Annotated in this window: 11 protein-coding genes; 2 read left to right on the top strand and 9 right to left on the bottom strand. The window is 38.2% G+C overall.

Annotation, left to right across the window (positions count from 1 at the left end; translation table 11 throughout):
• The first annotated feature begins 110 nt into the window (after positions 1-110).
• Positions 111-1,355, top strand: coding sequence for a UDP-3-O-acyl-N-acetylglucosamine deacetylase (lpxC, locus tag NTU69_07900; protein MCX5803435.1), 1,245 nt, complete (start codon positions 111-113; stop codon positions 1,353-1,355).
• Here lpxC and mobB read toward each other — a convergent pair.
• From mobB to NTU69_07925, 5 genes are all read right to left on the bottom strand, one after another.
• Complete coding sequence (mobB, locus tag NTU69_07905) at positions 1,333-1,848, bottom strand: molybdopterin-guanine dinucleotide biosynthesis protein B (GenBank protein MCX5803436.1); 516 nt, start codon at positions 1,846-1,848, stop codon at positions 1,333-1,335. The two genes, lpxC and mobB, sit on opposite strands and share 23 nt — an antisense overlap.
• A 6-nt stretch (positions 1,849-1,854) precedes the next feature.
• Complete coding sequence (locus NTU69_07910; protein MCX5803437.1) at positions 1,855-2,397, bottom strand: NUDIX hydrolase; 543 nt, start codon at positions 2,395-2,397, stop codon at positions 1,855-1,857.
• 106 nt (positions 2,398-2,503) lie between these two features.
• A complete protein-coding gene (locus NTU69_07915) occupies positions 2,504-2,710 on the bottom strand; it encodes a hypothetical protein (GenBank protein MCX5803438.1) in 207 nt (68 codons plus the stop codon).
• Between the two features lie 646 nt (positions 2,711-3,356).
• The gene (locus tag NTU69_07920) at positions 3,357-6,161 is read right to left on the bottom strand and encodes a PD-(D/E)XK nuclease family protein (GenBank protein MCX5803439.1); all 2,805 of its coding nucleotides are present in this window, start codon (positions 6,159-6,161) and stop codon (positions 3,357-3,359) included.
• A complete protein-coding gene (locus NTU69_07925) occupies positions 6,158-9,445 on the bottom strand; it encodes a UvrD-helicase domain-containing protein (GenBank protein ID MCX5803440.1) in 3,288 nt (1,095 codons plus the stop codon). Before NTU69_07925 ends, NTU69_07920 begins: the two co-directional genes overlap by 4 nt.
• Positions 9,446-9,660: 215 nt before the next feature.
• On the opposite strand from NTU69_07925, the gene NTU69_07930 reads away from it, so the two are divergent.
• The gene (locus NTU69_07930) at positions 9,661-10,266 is read left to right on the top strand and encodes a hypothetical protein (GenBank protein ID MCX5803441.1); all 606 of its coding nucleotides are present in this window, start codon (positions 9,661-9,663) and stop codon (positions 10,264-10,266) included.
• A gap of 14 nt (positions 10,267-10,280) precedes the next feature.
• Here NTU69_07930 and NTU69_07935 read toward each other — a convergent pair whose 3' ends face one another.
• From NTU69_07935 to NTU69_07950, 4 genes are all read right to left on the bottom strand, one after another.
• Positions 10,281-11,291, bottom strand: coding sequence for a D-glycerate dehydrogenase (locus NTU69_07935; protein MCX5803442.1), 1,011 nt, complete (start codon positions 11,289-11,291; stop codon positions 10,281-10,283).
• A 98-nt stretch (positions 11,292-11,389) separates the two neighbouring features.
• Positions 11,390-11,827 carry a C-GCAxxG-C-C family protein gene (locus tag NTU69_07940; GenBank protein MCX5803443.1) on the bottom strand — a complete coding sequence of 146 codons (438 nt, stop codon included), beginning with the start codon at positions 11,825-11,827 and terminating at the stop codon, positions 11,390-11,392.
• A 9-nt stretch (positions 11,828-11,836) separates the two neighbouring features.
• Positions 11,837-12,550 carry an MBL fold metallo-hydrolase gene (locus tag NTU69_07945; protein MCX5803444.1) on the bottom strand — a complete coding sequence of 238 codons (714 nt, stop codon included), beginning with the start codon at positions 12,548-12,550 and terminating at the stop codon, positions 11,837-11,839.
• A 179-nt stretch (positions 12,551-12,729) separates the two neighbouring features.
• Complete coding sequence (locus NTU69_07950; protein ID MCX5803445.1) at positions 12,730-13,713, bottom strand: Tim44 domain-containing protein; 984 nt, start codon at positions 13,711-13,713, stop codon at positions 12,730-12,732.
• Between the last annotated feature and the right edge of the window lie 57 nt (positions 13,714-13,770).

The following is a 13,770-nucleotide window of genomic DNA, read 5'->3' on the forward strand; positions in this document are numbered from 1 at the left end:
TATGCTGTTTAAAAGATTTTGGCATGTGAAATGGATGATACACAGTCCAAAAGTATAGCTTTTTATCAGAAAAATTGTAAATTCCTGTTTTTTTAGGTACAATATCATTTATGAATAAGGTACTTATTATAGACGATGAAAAGGATATACTCGATAGTCTTTCTTCAATTTTAAAGGATGAGGGTTTTCATGTATTTAAGGCTACTGATGGCAGGGAAGGACTTTCCATTTTCGAGAGAGAAAAACCGGAAATCATCCTCCTTGATGTATGGATGCCTGAGATGGATGGTTTGCAGGTATTGAGAAACATAAAGAATAAAGATGAAAATGCTATTGTAATTGTTATATCTGGACACGGAACGATCTCTACTGCGGTAGAAGCGGTAAAGATGGGTGCCTATGACTTTCTTGAAAAACCCCTGTCTATAGACAAGGTGCTTGAGGTAATTTTTAGAGGTTTGAATAGGGAAGATAAACTTAAAGAAAAGATAGATGATTTTAAGATAGGAATCTCAAGAGGTTTTGATATTTTTAAGCAGAAGACAATAGGAAAAAGTATTGTGGTATATGGGGTCGGTCTTCATTCAGGCGTAAAAACAGGAATGATACTTCTTCCAATGCCTGAAGACACAGGCATAATCTTTGAACATATACCTGATGGTGAGCGTATACCGGCTTATATTGATTATGTATATTCTGTTGGATATGCTTCATCTGTGAAAGGAAAATATTGTATTGTAAGAACCATTGAACATCTTCTTGCTACATGTCATATGTATGGCATCACCAACCTTCTGATAAAAGTAAGTGAAGAGATACCAATATTTGATGGTTCTGCTATTGAGATATGCAATAAGATGGAAGAAGCCGGCATAGTTGAACAGAAAGAGGGGATTGAACCCCTAAGGATTCAACGGAGGGTTCAGCTTTCAAATTTAAATAATGGTAAATCTCTATATATAGAGCCCTCTGATGTATTTGAAGTTGATTATCTTTTAGAACATTCAAAACCGATTGGTATTCAGAGATACCATTTCATGGGGGATAAAGATAATTTTGTGAGGGAGATAGCCCCCGCCAGGACGTTCGGATTTATAAAGGATTTTGAACAACTTGCAAAGATGGGCCTTGCCTCAGGTGGAAGGATAAACAATGTAATAATCTTGAGTGATGAAGAAGTAATCAATACGCAACTTAGATTCGAGGATGAGTTCGTGAGGCACAAAATACTCGATTTAATTGGAGATATATACCTTCTCAACAGACCAGTGATAGGCAGAATTGTGGCGAAACAGACAGGACATATTGAAAATATTGCGCTTGTTAAAGAACTCAAGAGACTTTTTTACGAATAAATCTCGATATTATAAACTCTGCAACACCTTTTATATCATCCCTTTGAAATGTAGGGACATGAGCGTCTATTGATTCATCCGTTATAATTGCGATAAGGTTTTTATCATTGTAACATAGAGGTTTAGCCCCTTCCTTGGGATGATAGATTTCAATCTTTGGCATATTCCCTTGTTTGTATCCTTCGGTGATTAGAATTTCAACATTGCTTACGTATCTGGACAGAATTTCATCCAGCGTTAGTTCAGTTTCAACATCTTCTACCAACGCTATCTTTTTGGGGGAAGATATGATTACAATCTTTGCGCCTGCCTTTTTATGTCGATAGGTATCTTTGCCGATTATATCGATCTCAAAATTATGAGGATGGTGTTTTATTGTGGCTACCTTGAGACCCTTGTCTTTGAGCACTGGTATCAATCTTTCTATAAAAGTTGTCTTTCCGACCTTTGATTTGCCAACTATAGAGATTACAGGAATATTCTTTTTATCCATAATCTCTTAAGGCTGTAATTTTTCTGAGAAGTAGAAATGGAAAGCGACTATTACTAATGAGTGGGTAATAATTCCCTTTTCTATGAGTGAAGGAATTTCTAATATGGGTACAAGCACTACCTCTATGTCTTCATCGTCATCAAGGTTTTTCTCGGCAACCTTTTTTACGTTTTCAGTGAGATATGTATGGCAGAGGTTATTAAATATTGCGGGGTTGGGATTCGTAGCCCCTAAGTACTGTAAGTTTTCTCCCGTATAACCCGTCTCTTCTAAAAGTTCCCTCAATGCAGCATTCTCCGGCCCTTCATCATCCACAAGACCTCCAGGTATCTCAAGGGTTACTTCTCTTGAGCCATGCCTGTATTGTTTGATCATCACGACTTCTCCGTTTTCAGTAATAGGGATAATATTCACCCAATCGTTAGTGTCTATTGTGTAAAACTCACTTATTCTCTCTGTCCTTGGAGAGTGTGCCTGATTTATTAGTATTTTGAATACCTTGTAATCCCTATCTACCCTTGAATCTAAAAGTTTCCATTCTTTTATCATAACGTGTCAGGTTAAGAAGCTAACATAACACCTTTTAGCTTTTCAACTGCATTTGTAATAATTCAGCAGTCAGCCTTAAAATATTTAGTACTTATTGATGATCCAATCAATTATTTTTTTCTTTCATCGGTTTGCCACAGCAGATCAAATCACAAGTCTCAATACAACCGCATGCGTTATCTACCGCCACAACCATACCACAAATATTGCAAATTAATTTGCTACCCTTCTTCAATCCTGGTGTTTTGGCAGGTTTTGTTTTTTTCACAGTCTTTTTTGGTGTTGCCTTTTTTACTACTTTTTTTGTTGCCATTGTATTACCCCCTTTTCAATTTATTCTATAAATAGTTTCTCCTTCTATTGTATAAAAATCTTATATTCTGTCAAGTTAAAATTTTTTGGTTTAAGTTGTCGGTAAGGAGAAATTATATGGTTATACATAAATATTTTGCAAAGTCATGAAAAGAAAAAAAGTCTTGCAAGAAAGACTGTGAGAATTGTTTTGGTTTAAGAGAAAAAAATCCTATAACAAAAAAGGTTTTATTTTTTGCTATCATTAGTTTTGACCCAGCAGATCAAATAACAGACTACATCATAACTAACATGTAGTATCTACAGTTTAACTGCACTGCTTATGATATAACTTAGCTAACTGTTTTTTTGAATCCCTGTCATCTTCGCTGGTTTTGCTTTTGTTACAAACTTTTTAACTTATTTTTTTATTGCTGCTTTTTTGGCTGCCTTCTTCGGTGCTGCCTTTTTTACTACTTTTTTTGTTGCTGCCTTCTTCGGTGCTGCCTTTTTTACTACTTTTTTTGTTGCCATTGTATTACCCCCTTCGGTTTTTATTTTGAAACTATCTGTCTTTACTATTCTACAAAATGATTTTTCTGTCAAGAAAAGTTTTTAAAAAATATATTTTTACTATTTTATTTTTTACTACTCGACGTTCACTTAATTTATATATGACACATATTATTAAATGTACATTCGGCGCATGCATCATCAGTATAAGGTTTGAATGGTTTTGAACTATTTAGAATATCTCTTAAAACTGTTTTTATTACTTCAATATATTTTTCCTGTATATGTTCCCTTTCTATTTTTGTGTTACCTTTAAATAAAAATTCCTCTTCATTATTCCTGAGCAGTATCAATTTTGCATTGATGTTACCCAAAGGTATATTAAATGTATTTTGAAATAGATGAACATAGGTAGGTAATTGAAGCGAATTTATATTCTTGCGTATATCTTCGATCGAATTGAGAGCTGTTTTTTTAAGAGAGCCCTGAGAGTATTGTTTTATGCCACCTGTTTTATAATCTACTATTACATACTCATTCTCTTGCGGGTAAAAATCTACTCTATCTATCCTGCCTTTAAATTTTATTTTCTCGTCATCTAACACAATTTTATCTTCTATCCTTTCTTCAAGATATTTTATCGTGAATGGTCTTGATGCCTCTTTTACATTTTTCTTTAAGAATGATTCTAATTTATATGTAGTGAGTTTTTTGAAAAGATAATATTCACCTGTAATTAATCTGTTTGTAAAATGTCTTTCTATCATATCATACATATTTGAAAGAATTTCATCATACATGGAAGGGGTAATTTCTCTATTTTTAAATATCTCAAATGTGTTGCAGAGGATACGATGGATAATCTTTCCTCTGTCCATTACATCTATATCTTCTGTTACTTCTCTTTTTTGTTCAAAGTTTAAAATATGGCTGTAATAAAAAACTGTCGGGCAACGTATGTAATCATCAATTTCTGAAGGTGTGTATAACCTTGTTGAAAGTAGTCTGAGGATATTTTCTGTTTTTTTAATTTCAGGCAATATTTCCTGGGGTTTTAAATTGATTCTATAAATTGATCTATCTATTTTTATCACACCTATTTCTTTTTTACTTTTTTCTTCTTCCCATAAAATCTGTTCGATATATCTGCTTCGTGGTTTATCTTCTGAATCGATATAAAGCAGGTGGACATCTTTTGCAGATTCTATTAAACGATAAAAATAGTATCTGTAGATTTCTTCGTTGTGTTCGGGCGTTGGTATACCGAGTTTATCATATACACCCAGCGGTACAAGTGGGTCAATCTTTTTTGGCTCAGGAATTATTCCTTCATTCACATCAAGTATAACAACCCTGTCAAACCGTATATTTCTTGATTCGAGGACACCAAGAATTTCAACAGGCTCTATTGGTTTTGTTTCAAAAGGTAAGGTGGTTGATTTTAGGGACTGTAAAATAAAATCACATAATACCCGTCTGTTCTCCTCTTCGCCTGGATGGAATCGCTCCTTACTAAATTTTGTATGCTTCATCTTTTCTAAAAGTTCAAACATCTTCTTAAATATTTCACCCGAGAGGATGTATGAGCGGATTGGTGTGTGATTGAGAGTGAAATCGAGTGCTTCTTCAATCTTCTCTGAGTATTCATACAGTGTGTTGGCATCCTCAAAATTTTCGAAAAATATTTTATGTATCCTTTTTAATACTTCCCGATTGTCCACTATTCCCAGCCTGGTAGCCTTTTCAATCTCTTCTAAGATTATGAAAGGTTTATTGGCAAGATTGCTTTCTGGATAGCCTCCAGTGAGTGATTTTTCAATATCCAGCAGGAATGTTCTTATGTCTGCGCCAAGCATCAGGTTTTTCACAAATGGATGGAGGATCACATTGAGATAATGTCTGGCCGGGTAGAGGCCTTCTTTACGTCTTGCAATCTGAGCGTTTAATATATTTGAGATTAGATCAAATACAGGTGTTCTTGCAAGAGGATAACCAAGGGAGATATTGTATCTTGTATCGATTCTATCTATTGCAAATGTGAGAAGAGGGAAAAGGGGCTCCGATGTTGGAAGAATAATAGCTGTTTTTTGTGCATCAGTTGTTTTTAAGATTTTATAGACCTTTAAAATTTCCGAATGAATATCAAAACCAGAGTAAATTTTTATACTTTTATGATTTGTCCTTTCACAGGGTATGTTTTCAATTTGAGCGCCAAAGTATGAGGCCAGATGAGTGAGCATCTGCCAGTCTTCAACTTTGCCCTCTAAAATAATATCTCCCTTACCCTTCTCCCAAATATCTTTTAAAAGCTCTTTTTCTGTACCGGTGAGGCCGAAAAGTCCTGCGAAATAGATGTGTGCAAATTCGTTAAAATCAATTTCCCCTATAACATCTAATGCGCTTAAATATTTATAGCCCCGTGTGAAGTATTTATGCCTTTTTAGAGTCTCATGAAACTCATCCCTTAAAATGCTTATGTTTATGAGCAGTGTATTAACACCTTCAGGAACGTCATACCCTATTTCTGCGTTCCTTTCTAGGGAATGTAGTTTACTGTTGGGGATATTTTCAGTGTCGAGTTGATTGATAAAATCGAGGAGATATTGACCCCAATAAAAAAATTCTCCAAAACCATTCTCGCGAAACGGGTGGTTGTTAAAGACATCCAAAGATTGAATCGATTGATAGAGCAACCAGATTGCGTCAGCGTACTCTAAGTCGGTAAAGGTATGATATTTCTTTTTTGCCACGTAATCGATGAATTCATCCATAGAGAAGAAACTGGGGGGATAGAAGGGTTGAGTAGCCTTTTCTGCAAATTTTCTTTTTAAATAGAGGGAAGGTCTCTTTCCTGCAAAGACAACCGCAGTTTCTGAGAGGGGTTTTCCACCCGCAATGATAAAGTTTTTCAATGCTTCAATAAAATCTGTTCCCAGTGGAATGGAGTATATTTTTTTCATGGAGCAATTATCCTATTATCATCAATATATAACAGGTACTTTTTAATAGACTTACCCTGGTGAATCTTCTGTAAGAGAGATGCGTAATTTGTTATCTGTTCACCATGCTCTATGGCATGAGATTCTCCTGTCTTAAAATCAATTACATCTACATGGTCACTATGTATGATAATCCTGTCAACCTTATAAGTTTCACCTTTGCGATCAATTATTTCTTTCTCCGTATATACAATGTCACCTTTTTCAGGGAGGAAAAACTTTTTGAATTCAGGGTGGTGGAAAAATTTGATTATCGTATTTTTTATTTCTTCTTCATATGGATGGAAACCATATTTTGCAATCCCCGTAGTTATACATGTATTCAAAAACTCTTCATGGTCATCCGGTAGCTCTTTGACCATGGAAAGGATGTAATGAATAACATCGCCCTTCTTTTTTGCAAATATCTGGTTTTTTGATATCTTTTCCGGTTCTACAAATTTTGTTTTTATTTTCTCTATCCATTTAATGTCGTCTCCAATGTTATCAAAAAACAGAATATTTTCTTCATCTCCTATCCTATGTTCCATGAACAGTGAAGAGCGCTTACCTATTTCTATGGTATTATCTTTCACATATTTTTTTAAATCATCTATATTGAAAAGATAATCGATAAGATGATTTTTCTGTCTTTCCGAATCGGTTAAAAACATGTATAGTTCCTTTTCTGCCCTCGTACAGGCAACATACATGTTGTTAAGTTCATCAAACAGGTATTCCGCCTCTTTTTCCTGATAGATGTTTTTGAGGTTTTCTGAATAGTCAGTAAAGTCTTTCTTTATGTAGAGAAGTTTCAATATGTCTTTTTCTGATACATAAAATTTCGCTTTATCTCTGCTGTCAGAGGCGCCGAAGGTATTCAGTTTTAAAAATGGCAGGATGACAATAGGAAACTGTAGCCCCTTTGCCTTATGAATCGTGAGCACTTTAACGGCATTTGCCCCTTCTGTGGTTTTCAATAAAAATGGTGCCTCTGTCTCTGGACTATCACCATAAAGATTACCTGAGCCTTCATTCCAGAACCTAAGGAAACCGGTGAGATTATTCTCCCCGAGGCCCTCCCTCTCTTTTATAAGCTCACACACATGGAGGAAGTATGGTGCATCTTCGGAAAAATGCTTTAATATGCCCCATCTTTTCAGGAAAAGAACAACAAGCTCATAAAGCGGGAGATATCCGGCGCTTTTAAAGAAATATTCAAAATACGTATCCCAGAGATGGGGATAATCCTTTTGAAACATTTTATAAAGATGGTGAGGCGTATTATTTATTCTATTGTCTGTTATCCATTGAATGATTTCATCTTCGATGATTTCAGTCTTGTTAAGGAAAATTTTTCCGGTGATAAATCCTGCGAAGGACATATCATCACCCGGTGTATTGATAAACTGCAAAAAGCTTATCATCTCTTTTATTAATGGATTATTCTTCACATTCACGGTGAATTCTGAATCGACGCTTATGCCCATTTCAAGAAGTATCTTCACAATGAATTGTGCCTCTTCCCTTCTTCTTGTAAGAATAGCAATGTCTTTATCCTGAAAGACATTGCTATTTCTTATCTCCCTAATTAGTTTCTTAAACCTTTCCCCGGTTATTTGATTTTTCTCTTCCTTGACAAATGTTTCCTTTGTCTTCCCCTCGTCATCCTTTTGAATGAGCTTTTCTATATAGACATGCCCCTCATCCTTTTTTGATTCAAGGCATGACTGAGTTGAATCCTGATATGTTTCTATAATCTCTCCTCTACTTTTTGGGAATATGTCCTTCATCATGGATTCAATGATATTGTTCAAATTTGGAGGACTGAATATTGTATTGTTGAATGTTACAATATGTTCACCGCTTCTGTAGTTTGTGCCAAGATTAAGCCTGTAGACTGGATAGGATTGATAAGTACGTGCAACTTCATCGACGAGTTCTGGCTTTCCTCCACGCCAGCGGTAGATTGCCTGCTTTTTGTCTCCCACAAGAAAGAGCGCACCACCTCTGCTCAGTGCTTCTTCCACAAGGACTTCAATATTTTTCCATTGAAGGTGATTTGTATCCTGGAACTCATCTATAAGGAAATGGAAGTATTGTTCTGCGAGGGCATAATAGATTTCAGGAATAAAGTGTTCTCTATTGATTATCTGTTGTAATAATTTGTTAAGTTGTTCTATGAGTATAAGCCTTTTACGATAGGTAATCTCCTTTTTGAGCATTTGTTTGAATAGATTGTATATTTCTATGTATGAGGAAAACTTAAACTCAGATATGGCTTCTGTAAACCTTGCAAGTAGTTGCCTTATTTCTTGCCACAATTTTTCGTATTCTTCGTCAGGCAGGGCGCTTCCTTTGTTTAAACATTCTTTTATCGTTTGTTTTTTGAAGTAGCTGCTACCCTTAAATTCAAGTCTATTTGAAATGGAAAACTCCGTGAGGGCTTTTAAAAAATTTTTGTTCACTTTTATTTGAGACATTGTTTTCAGGTAGTGTGATAGTACCTTAAAATCTTTTTTAATCTGTTTTCGAACAAGTTCAAGCCGGTCTATGTTAATTGTATATGCAAATTCTTTATTTTCTTTTGCCTCTTCTTTCCAAAAGTTATAGATGGTGTCCCTTAAAAATATTTTGGGTATCCAGCTTACATTCTCGCCTTCCATTTCGATATAATTTTTCAGGAACCTGTCAAACTTTTCTCTTACGGTTTTATCTTCAAGTATCTGTTGCAGGCATTCCTGGAGTACGAAATCAATATATAATGAAGATTCGGTGGAGATATCAAAATCAGGAGGAAGGTTTAATTTAAAAGCAGATGCCTTCAGGGTGAGGTTTACAAAGCTGTCAATTGTGCCCACTTTAAAATCGTAAAAATTCCTGATCAAATCCTCAAAATTGTTTTTTATTGTTTCAATAATGTCATTTCTTAAGGATTCGAGTCCTGCCTTGGCGGGATTGAATCCTTGACCCCTCATTTCTTCACTGCTTAAGATTTCATCAATTGGTTTACGGGAGGAATGTTCAAATGGGATATCCAGGATAATCCGTTTCATCCAGTCAATGATACGGAGGCGCATTTCTGCAGCCGCTTTATTTGTGAATGTGATGGCAACGATATTGGATATATGATTCTTTACAGGGCTTTCAATGAATTTATCGATGGCGAGTAATTGAAGGTATCTTAGTGCAAGCCTGTAGGTTTTACCAGCACCTGCTGATGATTTTACGGTGAGGATATGGGGCAATTCCCAATTATTTTTCATAAGAGAATATGGTTATTTCTCTTAAGTAGTTTAAAAAAATTATCCACCTAATTTGTTCCCCCTTATTATATTGAATATACCATAAATACCTTATCCACTCATTATTTCATTACTTTTTGCTTAGGTTCTTTACCCATCCAACCCCTTTTGGCATTTATCAATAGTTGACCCATTCCTCCTTGACAGCTTATAAAAATACATCTATATTTTTTCCTGTGACTTCTGTGTATTTAGACCTGATCAAGGAAATCGATCGTCTCTGGGCCCCGGTGTATCCCTATTTAGCGAAACAGATTAATGAACTCTACGGCCGAAAAGACGGGAACATAATGGAAATTGGCCCCTTCTGTGGGACAATATTTGCCTTACATAAACAGAATATTGGTAGCTCTTTCCTCATTGCAACCTTTCCGCAGGGGATGGGTAGTTTTTTCTGTCAGGAAGTAATGAAAATGGGGCTTGAAAAGAAAATCAATGTTATTGAAACAGAGACCTCCCTATCCTGTGTTAAAGAAAACACTGTCGATCTTGCCATTTTTCGAGGGGCCTTATTCTTCCCCTCCCTGTTCCAGGTCAATCTTTCGGCAGTCCATAGGATTCTCAGGACCAATGGGGTTGCCTTCATAGGGGGAGGGTTCGGGAAATTCACCCCCCGTAATTTGATTAAGGATATCGGGGCACAGTCACGAGACCTAAACCTCAGGATTGGTAAGATTGAAATAAGGTCAGATAAGCTATGGCAGGACATCAAGGCGAGCAAACTGAAAGGAAAGATTGAGGTCATATCCGAAGGTGGCTTATGGGTGGTAATGAAAAAGTAGGCAGGGAGAAGAAATTAGAGCATCCTTACCTTTGACAGAGGCCTGATTCTCTCTACTTCTGGATTGAGCCAGTAGGGAGGGGACTCGCCTTTTAATACTGATAGAAGGTTGCTGGCGGCAACTTCAGCCATCTTTGCCCGTGTCTTTCTCGTTGCACTCCCTATATGTGGAAGGAGTATGACGTTATCAAGCTCAAGAAGGGGATTATCCTCGCCTATGGGTTCCCTTTCGAACACATCGAGACCTGCCCCTCCTATCCACTTTTCTTTCAGGGCTTTTACCAGAGCCGTCTCATCAACCGTAGGCCCCCTCGAGGTATTAATCAGGATGGCGCCTGATTTCATCAATCTGAGACCTTTTTCGTCTATCATATGGTATGTTTCTTTTGTGAGAGGGGTGTGGATGCTCACAAAGTCCGATTCCCTGAGCAGGTCTTCAAGAGGTCTGTATTCAACACCAAGCCCGTTTTCTTCTTCAGGAGAAATCCGGGCAATATCAGTGTAGAGAACCTTCATATTAAACCCCTTCGCCCTTTTTGCCACTGCCTTCCCTATCCTCCCGAGGCCTATAATGCCTATTATGCTTCCCCAGACACTCTCTCCAAGAAGCAATGTAGGGGACCATGAAATTTTCCAGTTGAGTTTTCGTACAAACCTGTTTGCCTCTATAATCCTCCTCGATACACTTAAGATGAGGGCAAACACAAGATCGGCTGTTGCATCGGTGAGGACACCAGGGGTATAGCCGATATATATACCTCTCTTTGTGGCTTCATTCACATCTATATGCTCAAAACCTGCACTAAAGGTACTGATTACTTTAAGTTGAGATGCGGCCTCGATAATGTTTTTATTGATTCTGTCGGTGAGGAGACAGAGAAGTCCATCCTTATCCCTGATGTTCTGTATGATTTCTTCCTCCCCAGGAGGCACATCATAAGGGTGGAGCACAACGTCACAAAACTTCCCTATAAGCTCCAAACCTGGCGGAGGGATCCTTCTGGTAATGTACACTTTAGGTTTCATATACTACCCCCTTAATAGAAAAGAATTTCCTTGTAGAAGAACCCATTCCGTTCAGCAAATTTTCATCGTGTACTTCACACAACCTCAATCATGATCCGTCAGTGCAGGAGTTCCTCGATGATTTCAGCCGCATCTCTGACGTATTTGACACAAATGGTATAAAACAAATTTTTTTCTTTTATGAGCTTAATCCCCCCTAATGTACTTATGTCATAACCAAGCAATTCCCTGCATTTAATGGAGCCATTGCGTGATTTAAACCTTTCAACAAATTCTCTTACAATGAGGTATGTCTTTTCTTTTGCCTCTTCATCCTCGGCCTTTATCTTGCCATGCTTAAGCCCTATGACTATGAATGCACCGGTCACGGCCCCGCACACTTCGCCCATACGTGCCATCCCTCCCCCAAAGGCACCTGCGACCTTGAGCGCAGTTTCTTTTTCAAGGCCCAATTCAGGGCCATAGGTTGATAGTATTGCCTGGGAACAGCTGAAGGTTTCCTTGAAGCAGCTCACTGCACGTTCAGGATTATTCATCTTTCATCCTCATTCCTCTTTTAAGATCACAACCTCTATCTTTTTCCTCAACCCTTCTGCAAACTTCTCTGCATTCATTCTTGTCCCGATTATTTTGCCGTAATGCATCGGTATTGCAATATCGGGTTTAATATCGAGGGCTGCCTTGACCGCCTCTTCTGCTGTCATCACGTAAATTCCTGATACTGGTAGAAGGGCAATGCCCACATTTTTAAAAGTCTTCATCTCCGGGATGTAGTCTGTATCCCCGGCAAGGTATATCCTCTCTCCTCTTACCGTGAAGATGTACCCCACGCCGTCTTTATCCTTTGGGTGAAACTTCTTGTCAATGTTGTATGCCGGTACTGCTTCAATACGAATGCCGCCTATATCCATCACATCCCCCCGTTTTGCTATCTTCACATTTCCTGATAACTTCTCTGCACAGGAAGGTGTGGTAACTATCACGGTATCTGGTCCCTGAATCTTCTTTATGTCCTCTGGTGAGCAGTGGTCATGGTGTTCATGGGTTATCAGGATTATGTCCGCTCTGTCCTCTTCGCCGCTATCTTTTATTTTGAATGGGTCTGTATAGATAACCTTCTCACCTGTAATTTTAAATGTATCATGGCCGAGCCAGTGGATATCTTTGACCAGTAATTTTGCACCTTTCACATCAGCCATCGCACTTACTGCAAAGCCAAGGATAAGGATTATCACGAATATGGATAGAAACCTTTTCATAATACCCTCCCGATTTTTTAATAATTATAGCATAAAAAGATTGTCTATCTGCAAGTCAGAACTGCCCTTTCATGGCATAAGCTTCGACCGTATAAGCCTTATTGTCCTGGCGACCTAATGGTCAGCCATCTTTGATGTATCAATTAGAGAGCTGATAGCTATTTGCTGAGAGCTGCCTTTCAGTAATCCCCCTCCTGTGTAATGCCGGAGAGAACCCAGTTTTTCTCACTAATCTTTCGTGTGAAGGTCCAGTACTCGAGAAACTTTACAGGATTTGTAGAACTTCCTGAGATGACCTGGTTATTCGTTTCATCAATTGTATAATCGAGAAGGCTTGCGAGAAATTTGACCGTGATATATTCTTCGCCCCGATCCTGGGCAGCATCGACGATCTCCACCTGGCGAACGGCGATGTTCTCAAGGCGGTTGATTTGTTTATCTGCTATGGTTTTGTTTATGTCTTCCTGAAATGTGCTTAACATCTGTGGGGTCAGAAGATGTCTTGCCCCGCTCAAATCGAGTTTTGTCCATGCACTCTGGATCTTGAAGAAGTTGTCCTCCACAGTCTCTTTAAACCTGCCTTCATTGAAGGACGGATCCATTTCCCTGATGTAGCGGAGCCCTTCTTCCATTGTAGAAGGGGTATAAGCCTCTTCTGCGGCAGGGGCATCGTATGTATAAGAAGGGGCATAGGCACTCCCTTGAGAACTCATCTGCATCTCCCTTCGGGCCCGAAAACGTTTGACTACAAAATAGATGATCGCCAGGATGACGAGGATGATGATAATATCACCAAAACCGAATCCTCCACCACCCCATCCCTGTCCACCGGCGTAACCGTGGCCACCAAAAAGCATACTCCCTATCATTCCTCCAAAGAGCCCCCCACCAAGCCCGTAAAGGAAGCTTCTCCCAATTCCCATTGAGGGTGCAGATTGCTGCACAGGGGGTCTTTGAGCCATCCCCGGCTGCTGTGTTGGTTGTGATGGCTGGGAGGGTGTGTTCCTCTGGTAGGACCTGCCGGAGCTGAACCCACGGCTTCCAAATGACCTCCCGCCACCTGCCCTTGCAAAGGCTATAGATTCCATCCCGATAAAGAAGAGAAATAATAATGTAACGATAACCACCATCATCTTAAGCAGATGATTTGTTTCCCTTTTCATGTATTACCCCCTAATTAATTTAGGATTAAAGTTGAAGGAGGATATCATACTGTGTTA

It is taken from the genome of Pseudomonadota bacterium, assembly GCA_026388215.1.
GTDB lineage: Bacteria > Desulfobacterota > Syntrophorhabdia > Syntrophorhabdales > Syntrophorhabdaceae > JAPLKF01.

What these genes read in the sequence shown, in the direction of transcription:
- lpxC (MCX5803435.1), top strand. Translation starts at nt 111, where the DNA reads ATGAATAAGGTACTTATTATAGACGATGAAAAGGATATACTCGATAGT.
- mobB (MCX5803436.1), bottom strand. Translation starts at nt 1,848, where the DNA reads ATGGATAAAAAGAATATTCCTGTAATCTCTATAGTTGGCAAATCAAAG.
- NTU69_07910 (MCX5803437.1), bottom strand. Translation starts at nt 2,397, where the DNA reads ATGATAAAAGAATGGAAACTTTTAGATTCAAGGGTAGATAGGGATTAC.
- NTU69_07915 (MCX5803438.1), bottom strand. Translation starts at nt 2,710, where the DNA reads ATGGCAACAAAAAAAGTAGTAAAAAAGGCAACACCAAAAAAGACTGTG.
- NTU69_07920 (MCX5803439.1), bottom strand. Translation starts at nt 6,161, where the DNA reads ATGAAAAAAATATACTCCATTCCACTGGGAACAGATTTTATTGAAGCA.
- NTU69_07925 (MCX5803440.1), bottom strand. Translation starts at nt 9,445, where the DNA reads ATGAAAAATAATTGGGAATTGCCCCATATCCTCACCGTAAAATCATCA.
- NTU69_07935 (MCX5803442.1), bottom strand. Translation starts at nt 11,291, where the DNA reads ATGAAACCTAAAGTGTACATTACCAGAAGGATCCCTCCGCCAGGTTTG.
- NTU69_07940 (MCX5803443.1), bottom strand. Translation starts at nt 11,827, where the DNA reads ATGAATAATCCTGAACGTGCAGTGAGCTGCTTCAAGGAAACCTTCAGC.
- NTU69_07945 (MCX5803444.1), bottom strand. Translation starts at nt 12,550, where the DNA reads ATGAAAAGGTTTCTATCCATATTCGTGATAATCCTTATCCTTGGCTTT.
- NTU69_07950 (MCX5803445.1), bottom strand. Translation starts at nt 13,713, where the DNA reads ATGAAAAGGGAAACAAATCATCTGCTTAAGATGATGGTGGTTATCGTT.